Consider the following 23,412-nt stretch of genomic DNA (forward strand, 5'->3'; position numbering starts at 1 on the left):
TTTTAATAAGGCCAAATTGCTTCAAATATGCTTGTTCCCCAAGGTTTCCTTGTGCTTCTTGCGACATCACCTTCAGTTTTGTATAGGATTTTTGCATCAGCTATGTAACGACTATCTATGGTATTACCTTGTCCTATATCATAAGGACGGATTACACCGCTAAGTTGTATAGTTTGTTTTTCGCCATTAATAAGAAGCTCTCTTGAGCCTTCGATGAAATAATTTCCATTTGCAAGGATTTTAATCACACGGGTTGAAATGGTAGTGTTAAAGCTTTCATTTCTTGTTTGTGAGCCTTGTCCTGTGTAGTTTGAGTTTGAATTTGTCCCAAAGCCTATATTTGAATAATCACTAATTGTATTTGCTATGCTTGATAAAGCTCCACCAGCTGTAAGCGTAGCTCCACCTAAATTTGTATTATTTGTTTTTGAAGTGGCTTTGTTGGCTTGCGTGCTTTGGGTAGTGCTTTCTTGTATGGTAACAGTTACAAGATCATTGACATTCATCGCTTTTTTATCTGAAAACAAGGGATTGTCTCCCTTGCCAAAAAGCGATCCGGGTGCTATTTCGACATTGTTTGTTTGTTTTGGTGCAAGTTCCTCTACATAAGCGGGCGGTTTCATGCTGATTTGTGGTTCAACACCAGCTCCACATCCTGTTAAAAAATAAGCCACTATCAAAGAGCTTACACAAAAAATCCTTTTTTTCATTTTTCTTCCTTAATAAAAGTTTATTTTTAATAAAATCTTAGTAAAATTATAAAAGCAAATTGAGTTCCAACTTTAAAAAAAACAAGGAGTAAAAATGAGAAGTTTATACCTCATTCGTTCTAATCAAAAGGAAATAAACCTCAAAATCAGCACCCAATTACTAGAAAATTTATGCAAAAAGCATAAAAACCTAGCTCTTTTTTGTCCAGTGGTGAGCGAAGATACTATAGAAACGCTTAAAAATCTCATTACTAAATTCAGACTCAAACAAGACTTAGCAAGCGTGTATAGTTTTAATTTTCAAAATGGCACCAAGCAATACGACGACGATCAAAACCTTTTTACCGATAAGATCATTAATGATTATGAAAATTTAAAAGCAAATTATGATTTTGTTTTTGTTGTAGGTTTTTCAAGGTTTGGAATTTTAGGTTCTTTTGAGATTAATACCCGTCTTGCAAAAGAACTTAACACGCCAATTTATGCTATAGTAGATAAAAACAATGCTAAAATGTGCGATGATTATCTACATAAGCGTCTTGAGAATAAAAATTTTGTGATTATTGATGAATGGTTTAATCAAGAAAACATAAAAGAACTCGATGAATATACCTTTTTAACACCTAACCGCTTTCGCTATAAGCTTATACAAAGTGCTAAAAAGAACAAAAAAATCGTTGTTTTGCCAGAGAGCGATGATGATAGGATCATTGAAGCAAGTGGAATTTTGCTCGAGCAAGAAGTTGTCGATCTTATCTTGCTTGGCAATGAAAAAGAAGTGAAAGATAGAGCAGATAAACTTGGTGTTGATCTTAAAAATACACAAATTCTTGATCCAAAAAACTCACCTTTTCATGATGAGTTTGCAAACACGCTTTATGAAGCACGAAAAGCAAAGGGTATGAGCTTAGAAGAAGCAAAAAAACTTGTGCTTGATCGCACTTTTTTTGGCACACTTTTAGTGCATACTCAAAAAGCTGATGCTATGGTAAGTGGAGCTTCTACAACTACAGCTGAGACTATACGACCAGCTTTGCAGCTCATTAAAACAAAACCAAATGTTAAAACCGTTTCGGGTATGTTTTTTATGAGTTTAGAAGACAAACTTTTAGTATTTGCAGACTGTGCGGTTACGCCAAATCCTACCCCAGGACAAATTGCAGAGATAGCATATACGAGTGCAAGCACAGCCAAAGCTTTTGGGCTTGATCCAAAAGTAGCTATACTTTCTTACTCAAGTGGAAATAGTGGCAGTGGCGTGAGTGTAGAGGCAAGCAAAGAGGCGCTAAAAATAGCAAAAGAACTATATCCTGAACTTTGCGTTGATGGGCCTTTGCAATTTGACGCAGCTTGTGATCCGCTCACTGCAAAAAGCAAAATGCCCGGCTCAAAAGTCGCAGGCTATGCAAATGTTTTTATATTTCCAGACTTAAACGCTGCAAATATAAGCTATAAAGCCGTGCAAAGAACGGCTGGAGCACTTGCTATAGGTCCTATCTTACAAGGACTTAAAAAGCCGGTAAATGACTTAAGTCGAGGATGTTTGGTTGATGATGTGGTTAATACCGTCATTTTAAGTGCTATTCAGGCACAAGATAATTAAATTTTGATAAAAGGAAAACAATGAAAATTCTAGTATTAAATTCAGGTTCAAGCTCGATTAAATTTAAGCTTTATGAAGATAAAACTGCTGTTGCAAGCGGACTTGTTGAAAAGATAGGCGAAGGTGATTCTAAAGTGGAGCTTAAAGATATCACTAAAGATAAAAAATACTCACGCGAGGGAGCAATTGCAAATCATGAAGTGGGTTTAAGTCTTGTTAATGAACTTTTTAAAGAATCAGGACTTTTGCATGACTTAGATGAGCTTGATGGTTGTGGACATAGAGTCGTGCAAGGTGGGGCAAAGTTAATTAATCACTGCGTTGTTGATGAGGCTGTGTTAAATGAAATTCAAAGAGTAAGTGTTATGGCACCTTTACATAATCCAGCCCACATAGCTGGCATTAAAACCATGCAAAAAGCTGCTCCTAAGGTAAAAAATGTCGCTGTATTTGATACAGCATTTCATTCAACTATGCCGGATTTTGCGTATATGTATGCCTTACCTTATGAGTATTTTGAAGAAGACAAGATTAGAAAATACGGCTTTCATGGCACTTCTCATTCTTATGTGAGTAAAAAAGCAGCTGAGTTTTTGGGCATAGAACTAAACAAATTTAATGCTATTACCGCTCATCTTGGAAATGGAGCAAGTGTAAGTGCGATAGAATGTGGAAAATGCGTGGATACTTCTATGGGATTTACTCCACTTGAAGGGTTGATGATGGGAACAAGATGCGGGGATATTGATCCAGCTATCGTGCCATATCTTACTAAAACTAAGGGCTTAAATCCTGATCAAATCGATAATATAATGAATAAAAAAAGTGGATTTTTAGGAATTTGTGGCTTTAATGACTTAAGAGATGTTGAAGCACAAATTAAAAAAGGTGACAAAAAAGCAAAACTCGCTCAAGATATGTATATCTACCGCCTTACTAAATACATAGGCTCGTATTTTACTATATTGCCACGCACTGATGCACTTATTTTTACGGCTGGGATTGGTGAAAATTCTGATCTTGTTCGAAAACTTGTGTGCGATAAGCTTGCTCATCTTGGTTTTGAACTTGATGAAAGCGTAAATAAAGGCTTAAGAGGTAAGCTTTGTGAAATTTCTAAAGTAGGCTCAAAGGTAAAAATTCTTATCGTGCCAACTGATGAAGAGTTTGAAATCGCTACTATTACAGAGAATTTGATCAAATAACTCTTTTTTCCCTAACTTTTAAAATATTTCAGTATGTAAGCTTTTTTTGCATACTGAAGTTTGCTTAATTAAATATTTAAGTAAGTTCTATCTATTTTTTGCTATATTACTTTGCTTTAAGTGTAATTAGGTTTAAAAAAACAAGATTAAAAATTTTTAAATTTTTCTTTCTCAATGTTTTTGATTTTACGCTTTAGATTTTTAAAGTCATTATTGGTTGTTCTTATTATTTATAGTTTTTGTCATTCCATGATATTTTTATTATAGCTATTTGAATTTAAATTATGATAAAATAAATATTTAATATACTATATCTTCCTTTCGTTAAGACAACTCTATACTTTTTTATACAATAATTTATATCAAAAAGTAAAAAAATATTAAATAAAACTTAAATATAAAAGTAATAAAAAATGAAAAATTTGTTACTTTCCTACTCAAAAAAAATTAAAATAAACTTAAAAAAAGCATTTTTTTAATGAGAATTTTTAATTTTTGCTATCATTGAAATTATGAGGTGAAAAGCAAGAGTAGTCTCAAATTCTTTTTTTAGGAGCAAGCAGTGCAAGAAGTTGTTATTGTGAGTGCGAAAAGAACCGCGCTGGGTTCTTTTATGGGTAGCTTGAAAAACACAAAAGCGGTGGATTTAGCAAGTGCTGTTGCTAAGGCGATTTTTGCAGAAACCAAGATTGACCCAAATCTTGTTGATGAAGTGATTTTAGGACAAATCCTTCAAGCAGGACAAGGACAAAACTCTGCTAGACAAGTCTTAATCAATAGTGGAATTGATCAAAGCAAATCTGCCTTTACGATCAATAAAGTATGTGGCTCTGGACTTAAAGCCATAGGTTTAGCACAACAAAGCATAGCTCTAGGGGATGCTGAAGTGATACTTGCAGGTGGGACTGAGAATATGTCGATGTCTCCTTATTTGCTTGAAGGAATTCGAGAAGGCTATAAAATGGGCGATAAAAAAGTCGTCGATAGCATGATTAAAGATGCTTTATCTTGTGCTTTTAATAATTACCACATGGGCATTACTGCTGAAAATTTGGTAAAAAAATACGGCTTAACAAGGGCTGAGCAAGATGAATTTGCCCTTAATTCTCAAATGAAAGCTAAAAAAGCCTTAGAATCAGGCGTTTTTAAAGATGAAATCGTGCCTATAACACTAAAAAGCAAAAAAGGTGATACTATTTTTGATAAAGACGAGTTTGTAAAACTTGATGCAAGTGCTGAAGGACTGAATAAACTTAAACCAGCCTTTGATAAAGAAGGTTCAGTAACAGCTGGAAATTCATCAGGTATCAATGACGGAGCAGCCTTAGTGCTTGTGATGAGTAAAGCAAAAGCTCAGGCTTTAAACCTTCCTATACTAGCAACTATCAAAGCTGTAGCAGCAGCTGGAGTTGATCCAAGCATCATGGGTATAGGAGCAGCAGCTGCAGCACAAAAAGTGCTTGATAAGGCTAAGATGAGTATTAATGATATCGATGTAATTGAAGCAAATGAAGCCTTTGCAGCCCAATCTTTAGCGTGCTTAAAAGAACTAAAACCAAACGATCTCTCAAAAATCAATGTCAATGGTGGAGCTATAGCTTTAGGGCATCCAGTTGGTGCAAGTGGAGCAAGAATCACCGTAAGTTTACTTCATGAGATGAAAAGAAGAAAAGCAAAATATGGCTTAGCAACTTTATGTATAGGTGGCGGACAGGGAATCGCTGCTATTTTTGAAAGGAATGAATAATGAAAAAAATCTCTGCAAAAGAAGCGGTAGCCTTGATTAAGGATGGGGATTCTGTAATGATGGGTGGCTTTTTAGGTTGTGGCACAGCACATAAATGTGTTGATGCTTTGCTTGAAGCTGGAACAAAGAATTTAACAATGATAGGTAATGATACGGCTATGGCTGATTATAGTTATGGCAAGCTTGTTGTGGCTGGACAGCTAAAAAAAGTCATCGCCACTCACATAGGCACAAACAAAGAAACCGGAAGACTGATGAGTGAAGGACAGCTTGAAGTTGATCTTGTGCCACAAGGAACTTTAGCTGAGAGGATAAGAGCTGGAGGATATGGACTTGGTGGTGTGCTTGTAACTACAGGACTTGGCACTGATGCGGCTAAGGGTAAAGATATAGTTAAAATTGATGGTAAAGAGTTCTTGCTTGAAAAGGCTTTGCGTGCAAAAGTTGCACTTATTTATGCTACAAAGGCTGATAAATACGGCAATCTAAGTTATGATGGCACAACAAGAAATTTTAATGTCGTAATGGCTATGGCGGCTGATATAGTCATCGTTGAAGTTGAGGAATTTGTCGATGGTGCCTTAGATCCAAACCAAGTGATCATTCCTGGCGTCGTGGTTGATTACATAGTAGAAAGCAAAAAGGAGAAATAATGGCACTAAGTAAAGAAGAAATCGTCGCTCGTATCGTAAAAAGAGTAGCAAAAGACTTTAAAGATGGGGATTTAGTAAATTTAGGTATAGGTATGCCAACTCAAGCAGCAAACTACTTGCCAAGTGGAGTTGAGATCATCATGCAATCAGAAAATGGTATGCTTAAAATGGGACCAGCACCAGCTGAAAAAAATCCACGCATTACAAACGCAGGCGGACAGGCTTCATCTATACTAGAAGGAGGTATGTTTTTTGACTCAAACTTTTCTTTTGGCTTGATTCGTGGCGGGCATGTTGATATTACTGTGCTTGGCGGACTTGAGGTTGATGAGCAAGGAAACCTTGCAAACTGGATTATCCCGGGTAAATTAGTGCCAGGTATGGGTGGGGCAATGGACCTTGTCAATGGAACAAAAAAAGTGATCGTGGTTATGGAACATACCGATAAAAACGGCAATTCAAAGCTTAAAAAAGCGTGTTCTTTGCCATTAACCGGTGTAAAATGCGTCAATCGTGTGATCACTGAACTTGGGGTGTTTGATTTTGAAAATGGCAAAATGAAACTTGTTGAACTTCAAGGCGAAGTAACTTTAGATGAGGTGAAAGCTAAAACTGAAGCAAACTTTGAAGTATGTATTTAAAGGACTAATATGATAGGTGCAATTTCATCTTTTATGACGAGGGTGGTTCAGCGTTATTTACCTGATCCGCTTGTTTTTGCGATCATCTTAAGTGTGATCGTTTTTGTTTGGGGGTATTTTGTTGTTGATGTTTCAAGCGCAGCGGCTTTAAAGGCAGCTGGAGCAACAGCTGGAGAGACTCCAAGTGCATTGATGTCAATGACAAGATTTTGGGGTGATGGTTTTTGGAATTTACTTGCCTTTACCACTCAAATGGCGATGATCGTGGTTACTGGTTTTGCGCTAGCTAGTTCCGAGCCAGTAAAAAAGCTTTTAAAATTTTGTGCTTTTTATGCTAAAACTCCAAAACAAGCCGTGGCTTTGGTTGTTTTTTTTGGTGGTGTTGCAAGTGCGATTAATTGGGGTTTTGGACTAGTTATTGGTGCACTTTTTGCAAAACAAATCGCAAGAAATTTAAAGGCTGTGGATTATGGTTTGCTTATTGCTTGTGCTTATATGGGCTTTATGACTTGGGGTGGAGGCTTAAGTGGCTCTATGCCGCTTTCAGCTGCAAGTGCGGACAATGGGATAGTGCAAAAATACCTTGCTGGTGTGCCTATCCCTTTAACTGACACAGTTTTTACTTGGTATAATGGCTTTACTATACTTTGCTTGCTTGTTTTTATGCCGATTTTAGTTACTTATATGGTGCCAAAAGAACCAAAAGTCGTTGATCCAGCACTTTTAGCCGAAGAGCCAAGTTATCAAAAAGAACTTCCAAAAGACGCTCCTCCAGCACTTAAAATGGAAGAAAGCAAATCTTTAGCTTATATTATTGTGCTTGTGGGCGTGGTGTATTTGGTGGATTACTTTATGAAAAAAGGCTTTGCTGGACTTGATTTAAATAGAGTTAATCTCATCTTTTTAGTCGGCGGGCTTGCACTTCATAAAACACCTATGGCATATATGAGAGCCATTCAAGGTGCGGCTCGATCCACAGCTGGAATTTTAGTGCAATTTCCTTTTTATGCGGCAATTGCTTTGATGATGGAAGATTCCGGGCTTGGAGGCTTAATCACTGACTTTTTCATCGGTATAGCCAATAAAGATAATTATGCCGTTTGGGCATTTTTCAGTTCAGCAGCGATTAATTTTGCTGTGCCTTCAGGTGGAGGACACTGGGTTATTCAAGGACCTTTTGTTTTAGAAGCAGCTAAAGAACTTGGTGCTAATCTTGGAAAAGCAACTATGGCAATAGCATATGGCGAACAATGGGCAAATATGGCTCAGCCTTTCTGGGCTTTACCAGCCTTAGCTATAGCTGGACTTGGTGTAAGAGATATCATGGGCTTTTGTATCACTGCTTTGATCTTTTCTTTACCGATCTTTGTGATTTCTTTGTGGTTTATACCATAAAGCTTTAAATTTTTAATCTTGCTTTGTTTGACTCAATTTGCTTTTTCTTGACAAAGCAAGATTAACTTAGTCTTACTTTTTACCTTCATTTAAGCCAAAAATCATTATAATCAAATAAAAATACAAAGGAAAATTATGTGTAAAGATTGCGGTTGCTCGCTCACTCACGAGCATACTCACAAAGATGGACACTCACACACTCATTCACACAACCATACTCACGATCACCCAACATTAAACGAGCCAAAAAGCGTAGAAGTGATTACAAAAATTCTTAGCCAAAACGATCATGAAGCAGGGCATAATAGGGAGCATTTTAATGAAAATAAAGTCCTGTGTTTAAATTTAATGAGTTCTCCAGGAAGTGGTAAAACTACGCTCTTAGAAAGCACAATAAAGGCTTTAAAAGCTGAACTTAATATAGCCGTGATTGAAGGGGACTTAGAAACTGAAAATGACGCTAAAAGAGTAATAGAAGCCGGAGCAAATGCTTATCAGATCACTACAGGACAAAGTTGTCATTTAGATGCTTTTATGGTGCATAAGGCTTTACACCACTTAAATTTAGCAGATACTGATTTGCTTTTTATTGAAAATGTAGGTAATCTTGTTTGTCCTGCAAGCTATGATTTAGGGCAGCATATCAATGTGGTGCTTTTAAGTGTAACTGAAGGTAGTGATAAGCCAGCAAAATATCCAGTAATGTTTAAAAAAGCTGATCTTGTCATCATCTCAAAGGCTGATTTAGCTTCTTTGTTTGATTTTGATATAAATGAAGCCATAAAAGAGTGTAAAAAACTCAATCCAAAAGTAGAAATTATCGCTCTTGATGCAAAAAATGGCACAAATTTAGAACTTTGGTTTAAATACTTAAAACTTAAAAAGGAGTTAAATTAATGTGCTTATCTATACCATCTGAAATTTTGGAAATCGATGAATTTAATAATGCTGTGGTGCAAACCTTAGGCGTGAAAAGAAGGGTAAATTTGGATTTGATTGCTGAACCCTGTAAAGTAGGAGATTTTGTGCTTATCCATGTAGGTGTGGCTATGGAAAAGATTGATAAAGAATACGCCAAAGAAAGCATAAAAGCCTATCAAGAAATAGTCCAGCAAATGCAAAGTGGAAAGATAGATGAATATGAAGGGAATTTAGGATACCATGGACTTCATCAATGAATATAGAGACAAAAATACCATTTTAGCTTTTAAAAAGCTCATTGAAAAAGAGCTTAAAAAGCCTGTTAATATTATGGAAATTTGCGGTGGGCATACACACAGCATTATGAAATTTGCCCTGCCTTCTATACTGCCAAAAGAAATTAACTTTGTGCATGGTCCGGGTTGTCCGGTGTGCGTTATGCCTAGAACTCGCATTGATATGGCGATTAAGCTTGCTTCTATGCCAAATTCTATCTTTTGCACGCTAGGGGATTTACTAAGAGTGCCAGGAAGTTCTATATCCTTACTTGAACTTCGTGCAAAAGGTGGAGATGTAAGGGCTTTGTATTCGCCTCTTGAAGTGCTTAAAATTGCGGAGCAAAACCCAGATAAAACTATCATCTTCTTTGCCATAGGCTTTGAAACTACAACACCTATGAGTGCTTTACTGCTTGAAAAAGTCATAGAAAAAGGCTTTAAAAATGTCTTTTTTCATATCAATCATATCACAGTTCCAGCTCCAATTGAAGCTATTATGAATGATGAAAATGTCAAAATCGATGCTTTTTTAGGACCTTCTCATGTAAGCGTTATCACAGGTTATGAACTTTATAAACCTATAGCCCAAAAATACCACACGCCTATAGCTGTAAGTGGTTTTGAGCCAGTTGATATTATGCAAAGCGTGCTTAATATCATTAAACAAGAAAACGCAGGCACTTATGAGGTATACAATCAATACTCAAGAGCAGTAAGTGCTAAGGGCAATGAAAAAGCTCAAGAGCTTGTAAAGAGGTATTTTATAACTTGCGATTTTGAATTCCGTGGGCTTGGTATGATAGCTGATTCTGGGCTTAAGCTTAAAGATGAATTTGCAAGCTATGATGCTGAAAAGGTATTTGATTGTAGCGTGCAAAGTAAAAATGAAAGCAAGGCTTGCATTTGTGGTAGTATATTAAGAGGTATAGCTAAGCCTTATGATTGTAAGGTTTTTGGCAAGGCTTGCACGCCTAAAACTCCAGTTGGTAGCTGTATGGTAAGTGGCGAGGGAGCCTGTGCGGCTTATTATAAATACTCAAAAGTGAATTAACAAAGGGGTATGATGAAAGAAATTCAACTTGCACATGGTGGCGGTGGCGAGGAGATGAACGAGCTTATAGCTGGGATTTTTAAGGCTTTAGATAATGAGATTTTGCGTGAAGCAAATGATGCAGCTATACTTGGAAATTTAGCTTTAAGCACGGATTCATTTACCCTTAATCCCATTTTTTTAGATGAAGAAGTTAATATAGGCAAGCTTTGCGTATGTGGAAGCATTAATGACGTTTTAATGGTAGGAGCTAAGCCTGAATTTTTAAGTCTTGCTTTTATCATAGAAGAGGGCTTTAAGGCGCAAAAACTTGAAAAAATTCTTGCTAGCATTTATAAAGAATGCCAAAAAGCTGGGGTAAAAGTTGTGTGTGGAGACACCAAAGTCGTGCCAAAAGGCAAGGCTGATGAACTTTATATTAACACAACAGCACTTGGCACTATCATTCAAAAAGTGCAAACTAAAGACATAAAAGCTGGCTTATCTGTGCTTCTTTCAGGCGATATAGGCAGGCACGGAGCAGCTGTTTTGGTGCAAAGAAACGAGCTTGAAGCTGAAGTAAAGAGTGATTGTAAGAGTTTAAAGGATGAGGTTTTAAGCCTTTTTAAAGCACATATCAAGCCCATTGCTATGCGTGATGCAACGCGTGGAGGTTTATCTGCTGTGCTTAATGAGTGGGCAAGACAAAGTGGCTTTGATATACTTGTATTTGAGCAAAAAATCTCGGTTAAAGATGAGGTGGCTGGAGTGTGCGAGCTTTTTGGATTTGAGCCTTGTGAGCTAGCAAATGAAGGCACCTTTGTGCTTTGCGTTGAAAAAAAAGATGAACAAAAAGCCCTTGAAATTTTAAGAGCTTTTAACCCAAACGCAAATATAATAGGCGAAATTTTAAGCGAGAAAAAGGGCAGGGTTATACTTGAAAATGCTTTTGGAGCAAAACGTTTTTTAGAAGCTCCAAAAGGCGAGCTTTTACCAAGAATTTGTTAATATGCACGAACTTAGCATAGTTGAATCCTTAATCACACTTTGCGAACAAAATGCAAAAGAGCAAAACACTACACAAATCAGCGAAGTATATGTGAAAATAGGACGTTTAAGCGGTATAGAAAGTGAGCTTTTCAAACGTTGTTTTGATACTTTCAAGCTTAATTCAAGTTTTTGCAAGCAAGCTGAGCTTTTTATAGAACAAAGCGAGCTTGAAATAACTTGTTTTGAGTGTGGACAAAATAGCATTTTAAAACAAAATGAGTTTAAATGTCCGCATTGTCAAAGCACAGAGCTAAAGATTATTAGTGGAGAAGATTTGCTTTTAATGCGTTTGGTGATGAACTAAATTTGAGAGTTTGAGCTTTTTTAATAAAGCAAATTGTTTCAAAAGTCAAGTTTGAATTTTGCCCACATACTGCGTCCGGGCTCAAATACTCTTTGACTGATAGGATTATCAAGCATGCTGATTTCAACGCTGTTTTTGGATAAATGATAAGCGTATAAGATGTTTGTAAGATTGTCTATACCGAGTAAAAAGGAAAAATTTTTATTTTTATAACCTCCGTATAAATTTGCTGTATAAAAGCCAGCACTTCGCCCAAAGTCCCTTCCAACAACATTTCCATAATCTTTTGCATAACGCGTTTGTGCAGCTTGTGCATCAATATCAAGGCGTAAAAGCCATGAGTTTGTATCGATATAAAAGGCAAAACGCGTTTGTAAAGGGGCTATTCTTGGTAAAGCTGTGTTCGTTTTAGTATTTTGAGCGTAGGTATAAGAAAGATTGGCATAAAAATGATAAATTTCATCAAAAGAAATTTCACCTTCTATCTCACCTCCATAAAGCCTAGCATTTGTTTGAAGTGTGGAGCTATCTGCCCAATTTATAAGTATATAATCATACATTCTTGAAGCAAAAAATGAGGTGTTAAGATAAAAATTTTCTGTCTTATAAATTGCTCCAAAGTCAAGCTGGGCGTTATTTTCTGATTTTAAATTTTCGCCATTTTTTTGATTAATCTCCCAATAATCAGCCCCTCTTTGTGCATAACCAGCTCCAGCATACAAAGTCATTGCTTCTTGATAGTGTTCTAAACGCACAAAAGCACTAACAAGCCCATCACTTTTGTGTTTATAGCCACCATTTGTTCGCATAGTTTTATAACGCAAGGTCTTTAGCTCATCATATCTTGTGCCAAAAAATACACCCATATCTTTAAAGCCAAAATATTGTCCTTGTAAAAAACCGCCAATGCTTTGTTCAAGATAGTTTGGAGCGTAGGATTTGCTAAAGGCATTTGTATCAGCTGTTTGGGCATTTGTGCCTAAACCAATACGAAAAGAGTGTTTGTCGTGGTTATAATTTGTGCCAAGATAAAAAGAGAGTTCTTGATTTGCCCTATAGTTAAGTTCTGCTCTAAAGCCTGAATTTATACGTTTTGGATTGCTTAGCATAAACATAGAGCTTGTATTTGGGCGATGTGAGAAATTATCCATGATATGATCGATCTCATTATACCACGCACGAAAATCAATATACTCAAAAAGAGTGTTAAGTTCTTGTTTTGCCCTTATATTAAAAGAGGTTCTATCAAAAGCACGTCCGTCCATAGCACGGTCTGCGTATGAAGCAAAACCTTTGCCAAAGTCCGCATCAAATTCTACGCCTGTGCTTTCAAAGGGCGTGAGTGTGCCAATGAGGCTTAAAGACTCTCTTTTGTAGGCTGAATGCACACTCTGCTTATCTGCAGTTTTATAATCATTGCTTGAATACCTTGAACCAATGATGCGTAAAGAACCAAACTCATTACCGCCAAGCATATCAGCATTAAGCTCAAGTTGGTTAAAGCTTGCGTAAAGCACGCTACTTTGAGCTTTCATCGTGGTTGTATCAAGCCTTTTAATATCTCTATCAAAAAGCACTCCTCCACTGATTAAATTCCCAAAACGCACATCTTGAGGACCTTTTAAGGTAACAATGGTGTCATAATTTTCTGGAAATATATAAGAGATACTTGTGTCCATTCGCCCACCACAACCGCCATTTAAAACACCACCATTGATAAAAATAGGTAGTCTTGATGCACCTTGTGAGCGAAAAAATATCTCACTTCCACCACCACCTTTTCTTGCCATAGAAAAACCGGGCAGATTTAAGAAGGATTTAGCAAGATCACCTGAATGTAAGAGTGTATTTTTTGCAGAAAATTCCGTGTTGTTGGTAGCATCAAGCATATCTTTTTGTGCTGTGATTACAGAAGCTGATAGCTTTAGTGTGGAGTTTTTGTAATCTTGAGTATTTTCATCTGCTAAGAGATAAAACGAATTTGATAAAAAAATAAAGTTAAAAAAAACATTGTCTTAAAAGTCGCATAAGAAATTTCTTTATTTTAAAATAATAATGATTATATAGTATTATACTAAAAATAAACTGAATTTTATTATCTTAGGTTATACTTTACAATGATAAAAAATGCCAGAATGACGAAAATTATTTTAAAATAGAAGTAAAATTCAATGTAAATTATTTCTTGGAGTAGGCTTGAATTTAAAGATGAACAAGTCAGCTTTAAAGTTCTTCATGAAAACGCAAACACAAAAATTCAAATCATTATGCCAAAAGAAAGTGTGATGAAAGAGCATAAAGCTCTATTTAATATAAGCAAAAGGCGAGATTGAATTTAGCCTAGAAAATGAAATTATAAAGCTTCAATGTTCTTGATATGATAGCTTTAAGTGCAAATGTGCCCCATTTTTTAAAAGCTTTAAAGATGTTTAAGCCCTGCTAAAGCCGATAATATCGCTAGGATAAATGCTATTTAAAGCCTTTGTAGTAAAAACTAAAGCTTTTATATGAGTTTTTAAAAAGTTTAGGATAGACAAACTAACTTGCCTTGAGATGAAGACAAGTTAAGAGTAGGTTTAAGCTTTGTAATTTTGCACGAAAGTCTTAATGCGTTCTAAACCTTTAATGATATTATCTAAACTTGTGGCATAAGAAAGGCGAAAATACCCTTCCATGCCAAAGCCAATACCCGGCACCACTGCCACTTTTTGTTCTTCTAAGAGTCTTTGGCAAAATTTCATAGAGTCTTTTTCAAGTTTTGAAATATTGACAAAAAGATAAAATGCCCCTTGAGGTTTATATACGCTTAAATTTGGCATTTGTGCTAAGAATTCTAAGGCTTTATCGCGTCTTTTTTCAAACTCATTCCTCATAGACTCTATATCCGTATCAGCCTCGCCAAGCAGGGCAGGGATAGCAGCATATTGAGTGATAGAGCAGATATTTGAAGTGCTTTGTCCTTGCAGTTTTTTTACAGCCTTAATCAAATCCTTGTTTTTACTTGCCATATAGCCAAAACGCCAGCCCGGCATTGCTCCACATTTGCTTAAGCCATTTATAGTGACGCTTCTTTGTAAGGCATCTTCACTGAGGCTTGCAAAGGCGTGGAATTCAGTCTTATCATAACGAAGTTTTTCATACATTTCATCGCTTAAAACGATGATATTTGTGCCTTCAAGCACCTTAGCTAAGCTTAAAAGCTCATCTTTGCTATAAATAGCTCCTATGGGGTTGTTTGGGGAATTTAAGATCAAAAGTTTAGTTTTTGAAGTGATGGCTTTTTTAAGCTGATTAGCTGTGATTTTAAAGCCATTTTCTTCTTCACCTTCTATGAAAACAGGTTTTGCACCGGCGTATTTTACCATTTCAGGATAACTCACCCAATAAGGACTTGGGATAAGCACTTCATCATTTTCTTCTACAAGGCATTGAATGCACTCAAAAAGTGAGTGCTTAGCTCCTACGTTTGTGATGATCTCGCTGATATCATAGTTTAGATTATTGTCTTTTTTAAGTTTAAAAGCTACAGCTTTTAAAACTTCATTTATACCAGCTACGGCAGTGTATTTACCACAACCTTGCTGTATAGCTTTTATGGCTGCGTTTTTAATGACTTCTGGGGTGTCAAAATCTGGCTCTCCGGCTGAAAAGCTCAGTATATCCTCGCCCTTAGTCTTAAGCTCATTTGCAAGAGCTGTGATAGCTAAGGTTATAGACTCGCTTAAAACTTGTGATCTTTTGCTTAACATTATTTACTCCTTTTAAAAGCTTGACTTGATTATAACAAAATTTAAATTAAATTCCGTGAAAAAGAGTCAGAAAAATGCTCTTGTTTTTAAGTTTTTACTCATATTTTTTATTTTTTAATTTATAAAAAATAGCAATATTTTTATTTAAATTCAGTTTAATTTAAGAAAAAAAAGTGTAAAATCCTACACAATTTTTAATTTCTAAAAATAAAGGATTTTTTATGATGACTCAGATGCGTTAGTCTGGCTATCATCAAAAACTTTAGCGTTTTCGGTAGTCAGATTATTTTATATGAAGCAAGCACAAATATTTTGACTATGATAAGGAAAACAAAATGAAATTAAAAACTTTACTTCTAGCTTCTATCTTAGGTTTAACCACTTATGCAAATGCAGAAAAAATTATCATTGGTGCTACTCCCGTGCCCCATGTTGAGATTTTGCAGTTCATAAAGCCAAATTTAGCTAAAGCTGGCTTTGAACTTGAGATTAAAGAATTTAACGATTATGTGCAGCCAAATTTAGCCACAGATAGTGGAGAGCTTGATGCGAACTTCTTTCAGCATGCACCATACTTAAACGAATTTAACAAAAACAAAGGCACAAAGCTTGTTAATGTCGCTAGTATTCATCTTGAACCTATGGGTGTGTATTCTAAGAAATTTAAAAGTATCAAAGAGCTTAAAAATGGTGCAAAAATTGCTATTCCAAACGATCCGACAAATGAAAGCAGAGCTTTAAATATCATTGCTAGCACAAAAGTGATTGAGTTTAAAGACGCTCAAAAAGAGCTTAAAACCCCGCTTGATATTAGCAAAAATCAACTTAAACTTAAATTTTTAGAGCTTAAGGCTGCTCAGCTTCCAAGGGCTTTAGAAGATGCTGATTTTGCTGTGATTAATTCAAATTATGCTATGGCAGCAAATTTAAATCCGGTTAAGGATTCTCTTGTTATAGAAAGCAAGGATAGTCCATATGCGAATATTTTAGTTGTAAAAGCTGGCAATGAAAATACAGCCAAAACCAAAGCTTTAATTAAAGCCTTGCAAAGCGATGAAGTGAGAAAATTCATCGAAGAGAAATACCAAGGTGCGGTAATACCAGCATTTTAAACTAGGGCTTCTTTTTAGAAGCCCTAGATATAAAGGAGTATATATGAAAATCAAAACTTTTGTCATCTCTTGCTTGCTTTTTTTGACGAGCTTAAGTGCAAATGATAAGATTATCACTATAGGGGCAACTCCGGTGCCGTTTGGTGAAGTTTTAGAATTTGCAAAACCGCTTTTTAAACAAAAGGGCTATGAGCTTAAGATCGTTGAATTTAGTGATTATTCTATACCAAATAAATCCTTGCTTGAAGGCTCACTGGATGCGAATTTATTTCAGCATAAGCCCTATTTAGATGAATTCAATAGAGCCAATAAGACAGATTTGCAAGCTGTTTTAAGTGTAGCTATCTTTCCTATGGGAGCGTATTCAAGAAAATTCAAAGATATCAAAGAGCTCAAAAATGGTGCAAATGTAGCCGTGCCAAATGATCCAACAAATGAAAGTAGGGCTTTGGAACTTCTTGAAAAAGCTAATTTAATCAAACTTGATGAAAAGGTAGCTTTAAAAACCCCACTTGATATCAGTTCTAATCCTAAAAAATTAAATTTTAAAGAGCTCAAAGCTGCTCAAGTTGCAAGAGCTTTAGAGGATGTGGATTTAGCGGTGATTAATACCAACTACGCTCTTGATTTTGGCTTAAAACCGCTTAAGGATTCTATTATCCTAGAGGATAAAAATAGCCCTTATGCAAATTTTCTTGTTGTGCGTAAAGAAGATGTAAATTCAGTCAAAACTCAAGTTATAAAAGAAATTTTACATAGTCAAAAAGTGAAAGAATTTATGCTTGAAAAATATGAGGGTAATATAATCCCAACTTTTTAGACAAAATGCGTTTCAAAGCTTTGTTTTATAAGAATTTTTTTGTATGATAGTGTAAAAAACTACGGAGCAAGGCTTTGATACGAAAAATTTGTTTTTTGTTATTTGTGCCGTTTTTAGCTTTTGGACTTGATACAAATCTAGAACAAGTAAAACTTGAACTTATCAAGGCATATCAAGACAAATTCCCAGCCCTTATCATCAAAGATATAGAATTTTACAGCAATTCTTTACCAAGGGACTTTTCACAATATAAATTTTTAAAACTTGCACAAGGCAAATTCAGCCGAGCAAATGGTTATTTAAGAGCTGAATTTAAAAGCCCACAAAACTTGCAAAGAAATATTTTTTTACGCTATTTTATCAAGGCTGATTTGGAAGTTTTAAGGGCAAATAAGGACTTAGAAAGAGGGCAAAGTTTAAGTGCTTTTGATTACAATCTTGTTTTAATGAGTTTTGATAAAGTGCCTCAGGATGCTCTTTTGCGTGATGATGATCTTGATTTGATCGCTAAAACCACAATACGAAAAAACAGCATTTTGAAAAAAAATATGTTTAAGGGTAACAAACTCATTAAAAAAAACAATACTATACAAGGCTTACTTAAAGATGAAGGCTTGAATGTGCTGATTGAAGTGAGTGCTCTTGAAAGTGGCGACAAAGGCGAAACAATAAAAGTTAAAACTAAAGATGGCAAAGTTATGCAAGGACAGATTATAAGCAAAAACGAGGTGCTTTTGCAATGAAAATTCTTGTTGGTATAAGTGGAGCAAGTAGTGTAAATCTAGGCTTTTCTTTGCTTAAGGCTTTAGAAGATATTTCTTTGCAAGAACAATCAATGCAAATTTATGCGGTGATGAGTGAGGGAGCAAAGATGAGCTTTTTGGCTGAAAATGCCCAGCAAAACATACTTCATCAAGATGAGTTTTTAAATTTTTGCAAGGATAAATTTAAGCTTGTAAAAACGCATTTTTTTGATGATAGGAACTTGGCTGCTGGGGTTTCAAGTGGTTCTTTTGGCATAGAAAAAACGATCATTGCACCTTGTTCTATCAATACCCTAGCTCAAATTTATCAAGGTTTAGCTCATACTTTGCTTACTAGAGCTTGTGCTGTGGCTTTAAAGGAGCAAAAAAAGCTCATTTTAGGTGTAAGAGAACTACCTTTTTCAAGCTTAAATTTAAAGCATATGTATAAGCTTTCTAAGATGGGCGTTTGTATAGCTCCTCCTGTGATAGCAAGCTATAGTAATGCTTCAAGCTTAAAAGAACTTGAAAATTTCATCGTTGGTAAATGGCTTGATTTGCTTGGTTTAGAACATGATTTATTTAAAAAATGGCAAAATGAGTTGGATTAAGGAAAAATTTGCTAGAATTCCTCGCTTGATCTTATAAATTTAAAACTGGAGTAAAAACAAATGACTTGTTTATATCCGGGCACTTTTGATCCTATCACAAATGGGCATTTAGATGTGATTAAAAGAGCCTTAAATATCTTTGACAAAGTTGTCGTAGCCATAGCTAAAAATGAGCAAAAACACCCTTTTTTTAGCCTAGAAAAAAGAAAGCAACTCGCTTTGCTTGCTACTGAAAATTTAAAGGGTAATGTGCAAATCATCACTTTTGATTTTTTGCTCGTGGATTTAGCAAGGCAGATGAATATAAGCACTGTCATTCGTGGGCTTAGAGCGGTGAGCGATTTTGAGTATGAATTGCAGCTTAATTATGCTAATAATGCCTTGTGGCAAGAATTTGAAACCATTTTTTTAATGCCTCATTTGCGAAATGCTTTTATCTCAAGCTCCATAGTGCGTTCGGTTAATGAACATGGCGGAGATTTAAGTTCGCTTGTGCCAAAAGAGATTATTTCTTATATGAAAGATAGAGAATGTATGTAGTATTTGAAGGACTTGATGGGGTAGGCAAAAGCACGCAAATAGAACTTTTAAAACCTGAATTTCAAAACGCTCTTTTTACGCTTGAACCGGGTGCAACTGAATTTGGCAAGCATATGAGAACTTTATTGCTTGAAGGTGAGTATAATTTTGATGCAAAAACTGAGCTTATGCTTTTTTTAGCCGATAGGGCTGATCATTTTGAACGAGTGTTAAAGCCAAACTTTGATAAGCTCATCATCTCAGATCGAAGTGTTATTTCTGGCATAGCTTACGCAAGCGTCTATTTTAGCTTAGAAAGTTTGCTTTTTTTAAATGACTTTGTGCTTGAGGATTTTTTTCCAAAAAAGGCTGTATTTTTGCAAGCTGATGAAGAAGTACTTAGGCAAAGACTTATTGGTAAGGGGCTTGATAAGATAGAGCAAAGAGGCTTTGAATATTTTATGAATATACAAGAAAATTTCAAAAAAACGCTTTTATTTTTAAAAGAACAAAAAAATCTTGAGTTTATCACACTTGAGGCTTGCGAGGATAAGCTTAAGCTTCATAAATTAATTAAGGAATTTATCAATGATTAATGCTTTAAAAGGAATAAAAGATATCTTTGATAAGCAAGCTAAGCTTTATGAAAAAGTGGTGCGAACCTGCGAAGAAGTAGCTATAAATTATGGTTTTAGCTTCATCAATACGCCTCATTTAGAACTTAGCAAACTTTTTAGACGCAGTGTTGGAGAAAGCTCTGATATAGTGGGTAAAGAAATGTATGAGTTTGTGGATAAGGGGCAAAATGAAGTTTGCTTGCGACCTGAAGGCACAGCTGGGGTTGTAAGAGCGTATATAGAGCATAAATTTGATAAAAGCATGAGTGTAAAAAGATGGTTTTACCATGGCTCAATGTTTCGTTACGAAAGACCGCAAAAAGGACGTTTGCGTGAATTTCATCAATTTGGGGTTGAAAGCTTTGGCACTCCAAGTGTGTATGAGGATGCAAAACTTATAGCTATGCTTAATACTATCTTAAAAAAGCTTGAAATTCAAACAAGATTAAAGATAAACTCTTTAGGTTGCGAAAAGTGCATAGGGGTGTTTAAGCAAAAATTTCTTGCCTTTGTTGAGAACAAGGAAGGCTTTTGTGAGGATTGTTTAAGACGCAAGGAACAAAATGTTATCCGCATACTTGATTGTAAGAACGAACATTGTCAAGAGCTTTTAAAAAATCACCCAAAATTAAGCGAGTGCTTGTGCGAGGAATGCAGGCAAGATTTTAGCCTTTTAAAAGAGCTTTTAATTGCGAGTGGAATAAGCTTTGAGTGCGATGAAAGGTTGGTGCGTGGGCTTGATTATTACTCAAAAACGGCTTTTGAATTTGAAAGTGATGAACTTGGTGCAAAGTCTGCTGTAGCAGGTGGTGGGCGTTATGATAGACTGATTTCTTATCTTGGAGGCAAGCAAGGTTATGGAGTAGGTTTTGCTATAGGTATAGAACGTTTAATGGCGATTTTAGAGCTTAAAGGGCAAAAGGAGTTAAGAAAAGGAATTTATCTTTGTGCTTTAGATGAGGCTTTTATCAAAGAGCTTTTTACTTTAAGCTTGAAGCTTCAAGAAAATAAAATCGTGCATTTTAGTCATGAGGCAAAAAAGCTTGCAAAGCATTTAAATCAAGCCGATACTTTAGGAGCTGAAGTTTTTTTATGTATGGGCGAAGATGAGGCACAAAAGCAAAGCCTTTTTTATAAAAACTTAAACACAAAAGAAGAAAAGCTTATACATCTTAAAAACTTGGAGCAGGCTTTATGAAAGATTATGGTATAGATATTTGGGGTGATGATAATTTCGTCATTAAAAATGGCAAGGTTTGCATAAATTTTGGCAAAAAACCAGCCCTCATTGAGATCGTAAGAGCTTTAAGAGATGATGGCTACAAAGGACCTTTGTTATTGCGTTTTCCTCATCTTATCCACAAGCAAATTGAAAATATTTATGGAAAATTTACAAACGCAAGAAAGGAATTTGACTATAAAGGCTCATTTAACGCTGTGTATCCACTTAAGGTAAATCAATACCCAGGCTTTGTAAAAAACCTTGTTAAACTTGGCAAGGATTATAATTACGGACTTGAAGCAGGTTCAAAGGCTGAACTTTTACTTGCCATGGCATACAATAATCAAGACGCACCTATAACAGTCAATGGCTTTAAGGATAGAGAGCTTATTAACATAGGCTTTATAGCCCGTGAAATGGGGCATAATATCACCTTGACTATAGAGGGTTTAAATGAGCTTGAAAGCATTATTGATATTGCTAAGGAACGTTTTAAACCTAAGCCAAATATAGGCTTAAGAGTAAGGCTTCATTCAGCTGGAGTTGGAATTTGGGCTAAAAGCGGGGGAATAAACTCTAAATTTGGGCTTACTTCAACCGAGCTTATAGAAGCCATTAATTTACTTAAAAAAAATAATTTACTTGAGTATTTTACCATGATACATTTTCATCTTGGCTCGCAAATTACTGAAATTCATCCCCTTAAAAAAGCCCTAAATGAAGCAGGCAATATCTACACAGAGCTAAGAAAAATGGGGGCAAAAAATTTAAAAGCCATTAATCTAGGTGGAGGCTTAGCCGTTGAGTATTCGCAGTTTAAAGACGAGCAAAGTAAAAACTATACCTTAGGCGAATATGCTAATGATGTGGTTTTTATCCTTAAAAATATAGCCGAGCAAAAAAAAGATTTAGAGCCAGACATTTTTATAGAAAGTGGGCGTTTTGTCGCAGCTAGTCACGCTGTTTTAATTGCTCCTGTTTTAGAGCTTTTCTCTCAAGAATATACAGAAAGCAAGCTTGTGCTTAAAAAGCAAAATCCAAAGCTTGTTGATGAACTTTATGATCTATATAAAAGCATAAAACCTTCAAATGCTCTTGAATATATGCACGATAGCATAGATCATATGGAAAGTATTTTAACCCTTTTTGATCTTGGTTATGTGGATTTAATAGACAGATCAAATACTGAAATTTTAGTGCATTTAATTATTAAAAAAGCCATTGCTTTGCTTGGAGATACGCAAAACTCGGCTGATTTTTTAGCCTTGCAAAATGAGGTGCAAGAACGTTATTTGATCAATTTTTCACTTTTTCAATCAATTCCTGATTTTTGGGGCTTAGAGCAAAATTTCCCTATCATGCCTTTGACGCATTTGGATAAAAAACCAACAAGAAGTGCGAGTATTTGGGATATTACTTGTGATAGTGATGGTGAAATTTTATATTCTAAGAGCAATCCTTTATTTTTGCACGACATAGATATTGAGAAAGAAAATTATTTTTTAGGATTTTTTTTAGTAGGAGCCTATCAAGAAGTGCTTGGAATGAAACACAATCTTTTTGTGCATCCTACTGAAGCGAGCATAAAGATAGATGAAAAAGGTTATGAGGTGCAAAGCATTATAGAAGCTCAATCTATACTTGATACCTTAGATGATCTAGACTATGATATCCATGTGATTATGGACATACTCAATGAAAGAATTTCAAATTCAAAACTTGTGAATGAAAAACAAAAAAAGCAAATTTTAGGTGAACTTTATCTATTTTTAAATGATAATGGATATTTAAAAAGTGCAGATGTATGATGAATTTTTTTGCTCTTATTAAAGAAGATTTTGATCAAGCTAGGCTTCAAGATCCAGCTTACCATTCAGTTTTTGAGCTCTTTTTTAATTATCCTGGAATTTGGGCTGTGGTAAATTATCGCTTTGCACATTTTTTCTATACAAGAAAATGTAAGCGAATCGCTCGCATCATTAGTGGAATTTCACAATTTTTTACAGGGGTTGATTTACACCCGGGTGCAAAGCTTGGCAGACGTGTGTTTATCGATCACGCAAATGGGGTTGTCATAGGACAAACGACTATAATTGAAGATGATGTTTTAATCTATCAAGGTGTAACCTTAGGTGGCACAAGTTTAGATAAAAACATCAAACGTCACCCCACTATAAAAAGCGGTGTTATTATAGGAGCAGGAGCAAGAGTGCTTGGCAATATCACTATAGCTAAAAACGCAAAAATAGGCTCAAATGCTGTAGTTATAGCTGATGTTCCAGAAAACGCAACAGCTGTTGGCATACCAGCAAGGATAGTAAAAAATAAAAAAGAAAATAGTAGAGCTATAGATAAGCATTGCGAAGACAAACTTGCTTTACTTGAAAAAAGAGTGCTTGAACTTGAAAATTTGCTTTTGCATGAAAAAAATGAGCGTCAGTTTTTTAATTCAAAAAAAAGATAAGAGAGTTTTAAAAACCTT

The 23,412-nt window shown here is 35.4% G+C and carries 23 protein-coding genes; 20 read left to right on the top strand and 3 right to left on the bottom strand.

The annotated features are described in order from the left end of the window. Window positions 1-2: 2 nt before the first annotated feature. The gene (gene flgH / locus DMB91_RS00170) at window positions 3-710 is read right to left on the bottom strand and encodes a flagellar basal body L-ring protein FlgH (protein WP_034904075.1); all 708 of its coding nucleotides are present in this window, start codon (window positions 708-710) and stop codon (window positions 3-5) included. Between the two features lie 94 nt (window positions 711-804). On the opposite strand from flgH, the gene pta reads away from it, so the two are divergent. From pta to hypA, 11 genes are all read left to right on the top strand, one after another. Further along, on the top strand, window positions 805-2,313 hold the full coding sequence (pta, locus tag DMB91_RS00175) for a phosphate acetyltransferase (RefSeq protein ID WP_034904071.1): 1,509 nt from the start codon (window positions 805-807) through the stop codon (window positions 2,311-2,313). Window positions 2,314-2,333: 20 nt separating this feature from the next. Beyond that, a complete protein-coding gene (locus DMB91_RS00180; RefSeq protein ID WP_034904068.1) occupies window positions 2,334-3,518 on the top strand; it encodes an acetate kinase in 1,185 nt (394 codons plus the stop codon). 562 nt (window positions 3,519-4,080) lie between these two features. Beyond that, on the top strand, window positions 4,081-5,265 hold the full coding sequence (locus DMB91_RS00185; RefSeq protein WP_034904066.1) for an acetyl-CoA C-acetyltransferase: 1,185 nt from the start codon (window positions 4,081-4,083) through the stop codon (window positions 5,263-5,265). Further along, on the top strand, window positions 5,265-5,918 hold the full coding sequence (locus DMB91_RS00190; protein ID WP_034904065.1) for a CoA transferase subunit A: 654 nt from the start codon (window positions 5,265-5,267) through the stop codon (window positions 5,916-5,918). The genes DMB91_RS00185 and DMB91_RS00190 overlap by 1 nt, the downstream gene beginning before the upstream one ends. Then, window positions 5,918-6,559, top strand: a complete 642-nt coding sequence (locus DMB91_RS00195) for a 3-oxoacid CoA-transferase subunit B (protein ID WP_034904063.1) — start codon at window positions 5,918-5,920, stop codon at window positions 6,557-6,559. The genes DMB91_RS00190 and DMB91_RS00195 overlap by 1 nt, the downstream gene beginning before the upstream one ends. 9 nt (window positions 6,560-6,568) lie before the next feature. After that, window positions 6,569-7,954 (top strand): short-chain fatty acid transporter, encoded by a 1,386-nt coding sequence (locus tag DMB91_RS00200; protein ID WP_034904060.1) that lies wholly within the window; start codon window positions 6,569-6,571, stop codon window positions 7,952-7,954. A gap of 135 nt (window positions 7,955-8,089) precedes the next feature. Next, a complete protein-coding gene (gene hypB, locus DMB91_RS00205) occupies window positions 8,090-8,851 on the top strand; it encodes a hydrogenase nickel incorporation protein HypB (RefSeq protein ID WP_034904056.1) in 762 nt (253 codons plus the stop codon). Beyond that, window positions 8,851-9,132, top strand: a complete 282-nt coding sequence (locus tag DMB91_RS00210; RefSeq protein ID WP_034904054.1) for a HypC/HybG/HupF family hydrogenase formation chaperone — start codon at window positions 8,851-8,853, stop codon at window positions 9,130-9,132. The genes hypB and DMB91_RS00210 overlap by 1 nt, the downstream gene beginning before the upstream one ends. After that, window positions 9,116-10,204: a hydrogenase formation protein HypD gene (gene hypD / locus DMB91_RS00215; protein ID WP_034904052.1), complete on the top strand. Its 1,089-nt coding sequence runs from the start codon at window positions 9,116-9,118 to the stop codon at window positions 10,202-10,204. Before DMB91_RS00210 ends, hypD begins: the two co-directional genes overlap by 17 nt. 12 nt (window positions 10,205-10,216) lie before the next feature. Beyond that, window positions 10,217-11,191: a hydrogenase expression/formation protein HypE gene (gene hypE / locus DMB91_RS00220; protein ID WP_034904049.1), complete on the top strand. Its 975-nt coding sequence runs from the start codon at window positions 10,217-10,219 to the stop codon at window positions 11,189-11,191. Window position 11,192: 1 nt separating this feature from the next. Continuing rightward, window positions 11,193-11,537, top strand: coding sequence for a hydrogenase maturation nickel metallochaperone HypA (gene hypA / locus DMB91_RS00225; RefSeq protein WP_034904047.1), 345 nt, complete (start codon window positions 11,193-11,195; stop codon window positions 11,535-11,537). 38 nt (window positions 11,538-11,575) lie between these two features. Here hypA and DMB91_RS00230 read toward each other — a convergent pair whose 3' ends face one another. Beyond that, entirely contained in the window at window positions 11,576-13,426 is a 1,851-nt protein-coding gene (locus DMB91_RS00230; protein WP_052043177.1) for a TonB-dependent receptor plug domain-containing protein, read from the bottom strand. Window positions 13,427-14,113: 687 nt separating this feature from the next. Continuing rightward, window positions 14,114-15,286, bottom strand: coding sequence for a pyridoxal phosphate-dependent aminotransferase (locus tag DMB91_RS00235; protein ID WP_034904044.1), 1,173 nt, complete (start codon window positions 15,284-15,286; stop codon window positions 14,114-14,116). A 335-nt stretch (window positions 15,287-15,621) separates the two neighbouring features. Here DMB91_RS00235 and DMB91_RS00240 point away from each other — a divergent pair, with 335 nt between their 5' ends. The 9 genes from DMB91_RS00240 to cysE all read left to right on the top strand — a co-directional run bounded on the left by DMB91_RS00240 (window position 15,622) and on the right by cysE (window position 23,394). Continuing rightward, a complete protein-coding gene (locus DMB91_RS00240; protein ID WP_034904042.1) occupies window positions 15,622-16,398 on the top strand; it encodes a MetQ/NlpA family ABC transporter substrate-binding protein in 777 nt (258 codons plus the stop codon). A 43-nt stretch (window positions 16,399-16,441) separates the two neighbouring features. Continuing rightward, window positions 16,442-17,218, top strand: a complete 777-nt coding sequence (locus DMB91_RS00245; RefSeq protein WP_034904040.1) for a MetQ/NlpA family ABC transporter substrate-binding protein — start codon at window positions 16,442-16,444, stop codon at window positions 17,216-17,218. Between the two features lie 74 nt (window positions 17,219-17,292). Next, a complete protein-coding gene (flgA, locus tag DMB91_RS00250) occupies window positions 17,293-17,961 on the top strand; it encodes a flagellar basal body P-ring formation chaperone FlgA (protein WP_231549664.1) in 669 nt (222 codons plus the stop codon). Next, entirely contained in the window at window positions 17,958-18,572 is a 615-nt protein-coding gene (locus DMB91_RS00255) for a UbiX family flavin prenyltransferase (RefSeq protein ID WP_034904037.1), read from the top strand. Before flgA ends, DMB91_RS00255 begins: the two co-directional genes overlap by 4 nt. 60 nt (window positions 18,573-18,632) lie before the next feature. Then, on the top strand, window positions 18,633-19,112 hold the full coding sequence (coaD, locus tag DMB91_RS00260) for a pantetheine-phosphate adenylyltransferase (protein ID WP_034904034.1): 480 nt from the start codon (window positions 18,633-18,635) through the stop codon (window positions 19,110-19,112). Continuing rightward, complete coding sequence (tmk, locus tag DMB91_RS00265) at window positions 19,103-19,687, top strand: dTMP kinase (RefSeq protein WP_034904031.1); 585 nt, start codon at window positions 19,103-19,105, stop codon at window positions 19,685-19,687. The genes coaD and tmk overlap by 10 nt, the downstream gene beginning before the upstream one ends. After that, on the top strand, window positions 19,680-20,906 hold the full coding sequence (gene hisS, locus DMB91_RS00270; protein WP_034904029.1) for a histidine--tRNA ligase: 1,227 nt from the start codon (window positions 19,680-19,682) through the stop codon (window positions 20,904-20,906). Before tmk ends, hisS begins: the two co-directional genes overlap by 8 nt. After that, a complete protein-coding gene (gene speA / locus DMB91_RS00275; protein ID WP_034904027.1) occupies window positions 20,903-22,738 on the top strand; it encodes a biosynthetic arginine decarboxylase in 1,836 nt (611 codons plus the stop codon). The genes hisS and speA overlap by 4 nt, the downstream gene beginning before the upstream one ends. Continuing rightward, a complete protein-coding gene (gene cysE, locus DMB91_RS00280) occupies window positions 22,738-23,394 on the top strand; it encodes a serine O-acetyltransferase (RefSeq protein WP_034904244.1) in 657 nt (218 codons plus the stop codon). The genes speA and cysE overlap by 1 nt, the downstream gene beginning before the upstream one ends. Window positions 23,395-23,412: the final 18 nt, after the last annotated feature.

Source organism: Campylobacter sp. MIT 97-5078, from assembly GCF_006864455.1.
GTDB lineage: Bacteria > Campylobacterota > Campylobacteria > Campylobacterales > Campylobacteraceae > Campylobacter_D.

Bases quoted from the DNA above. Each gene is read 5' to 3' on its own strand.
- flgH (WP_034904075.1), bottom strand. From the start codon at position 710: ATGAAAAAAAGGATTTTTTGTGTAAGCTCTTTGATAGTGGCTTATTTT.
- pta (WP_034904071.1), top strand. From the start codon at position 805: ATGAGAAGTTTATACCTCATTCGTTCTAATCAAAAGGAAATAAACCTC.
- DMB91_RS00180 (WP_034904068.1), top strand. From the start codon at position 2,334: ATGAAAATTCTAGTATTAAATTCAGGTTCAAGCTCGATTAAATTTAAG.
- DMB91_RS00190 (WP_034904065.1), top strand. From the start codon at position 5,265: ATGAAAAAAATCTCTGCAAAAGAAGCGGTAGCCTTGATTAAGGATGGG.
- DMB91_RS00195 (WP_034904063.1), top strand. From the start codon at position 5,918: ATGGCACTAAGTAAAGAAGAAATCGTCGCTCGTATCGTAAAAAGAGTA.
- DMB91_RS00200 (WP_034904060.1), top strand. From the start codon at position 6,569: ATGATAGGTGCAATTTCATCTTTTATGACGAGGGTGGTTCAGCGTTAT.
- hypB (WP_034904056.1), top strand. From the start codon at position 8,090: ATGTGTAAAGATTGCGGTTGCTCGCTCACTCACGAGCATACTCACAAA.
- DMB91_RS00210 (WP_034904054.1), top strand. From the start codon at position 8,851: ATGTGCTTATCTATACCATCTGAAATTTTGGAAATCGATGAATTTAAT.
- hypD (WP_034904052.1), top strand. From the start codon at position 9,116: ATGGACTTCATCAATGAATATAGAGACAAAAATACCATTTTAGCTTTT.
- hypE (WP_034904049.1), top strand. From the start codon at position 10,217: ATGAAAGAAATTCAACTTGCACATGGTGGCGGTGGCGAGGAGATGAAC.
- hypA (WP_034904047.1), top strand. From the start codon at position 11,193: ATGCACGAACTTAGCATAGTTGAATCCTTAATCACACTTTGCGAACAA.
- DMB91_RS00230 (WP_052043177.1), bottom strand. From the start codon at position 13,426: ATGCTTGATGCTACCAACAACACGGAATTTTCTGCAAAAAATACACTC.
- DMB91_RS00235 (WP_034904044.1), bottom strand. From the start codon at position 15,286: ATGTTAAGCAAAAGATCACAAGTTTTAAGCGAGTCTATAACCTTAGCT.
- DMB91_RS00240 (WP_034904042.1), top strand. From the start codon at position 15,622: ATGAAATTAAAAACTTTACTTCTAGCTTCTATCTTAGGTTTAACCACT.
- DMB91_RS00245 (WP_034904040.1), top strand. From the start codon at position 16,442: ATGAAAATCAAAACTTTTGTCATCTCTTGCTTGCTTTTTTTGACGAGC.
- DMB91_RS00255 (WP_034904037.1), top strand. From the start codon at position 17,958: ATGAAAATTCTTGTTGGTATAAGTGGAGCAAGTAGTGTAAATCTAGGC.
- coaD (WP_034904034.1), top strand. From the start codon at position 18,633: ATGACTTGTTTATATCCGGGCACTTTTGATCCTATCACAAATGGGCAT.
- tmk (WP_034904031.1), top strand. From the start codon at position 19,103: ATGTATGTAGTATTTGAAGGACTTGATGGGGTAGGCAAAAGCACGCAA.
- hisS (WP_034904029.1), top strand. From the start codon at position 19,680: ATGATTAATGCTTTAAAAGGAATAAAAGATATCTTTGATAAGCAAGCT.
- speA (WP_034904027.1), top strand. From the start codon at position 20,903: ATGAAAGATTATGGTATAGATATTTGGGGTGATGATAATTTCGTCATT.
- cysE (WP_034904244.1), top strand. From the start codon at position 22,738: ATGAATTTTTTTGCTCTTATTAAAGAAGATTTTGATCAAGCTAGGCTT.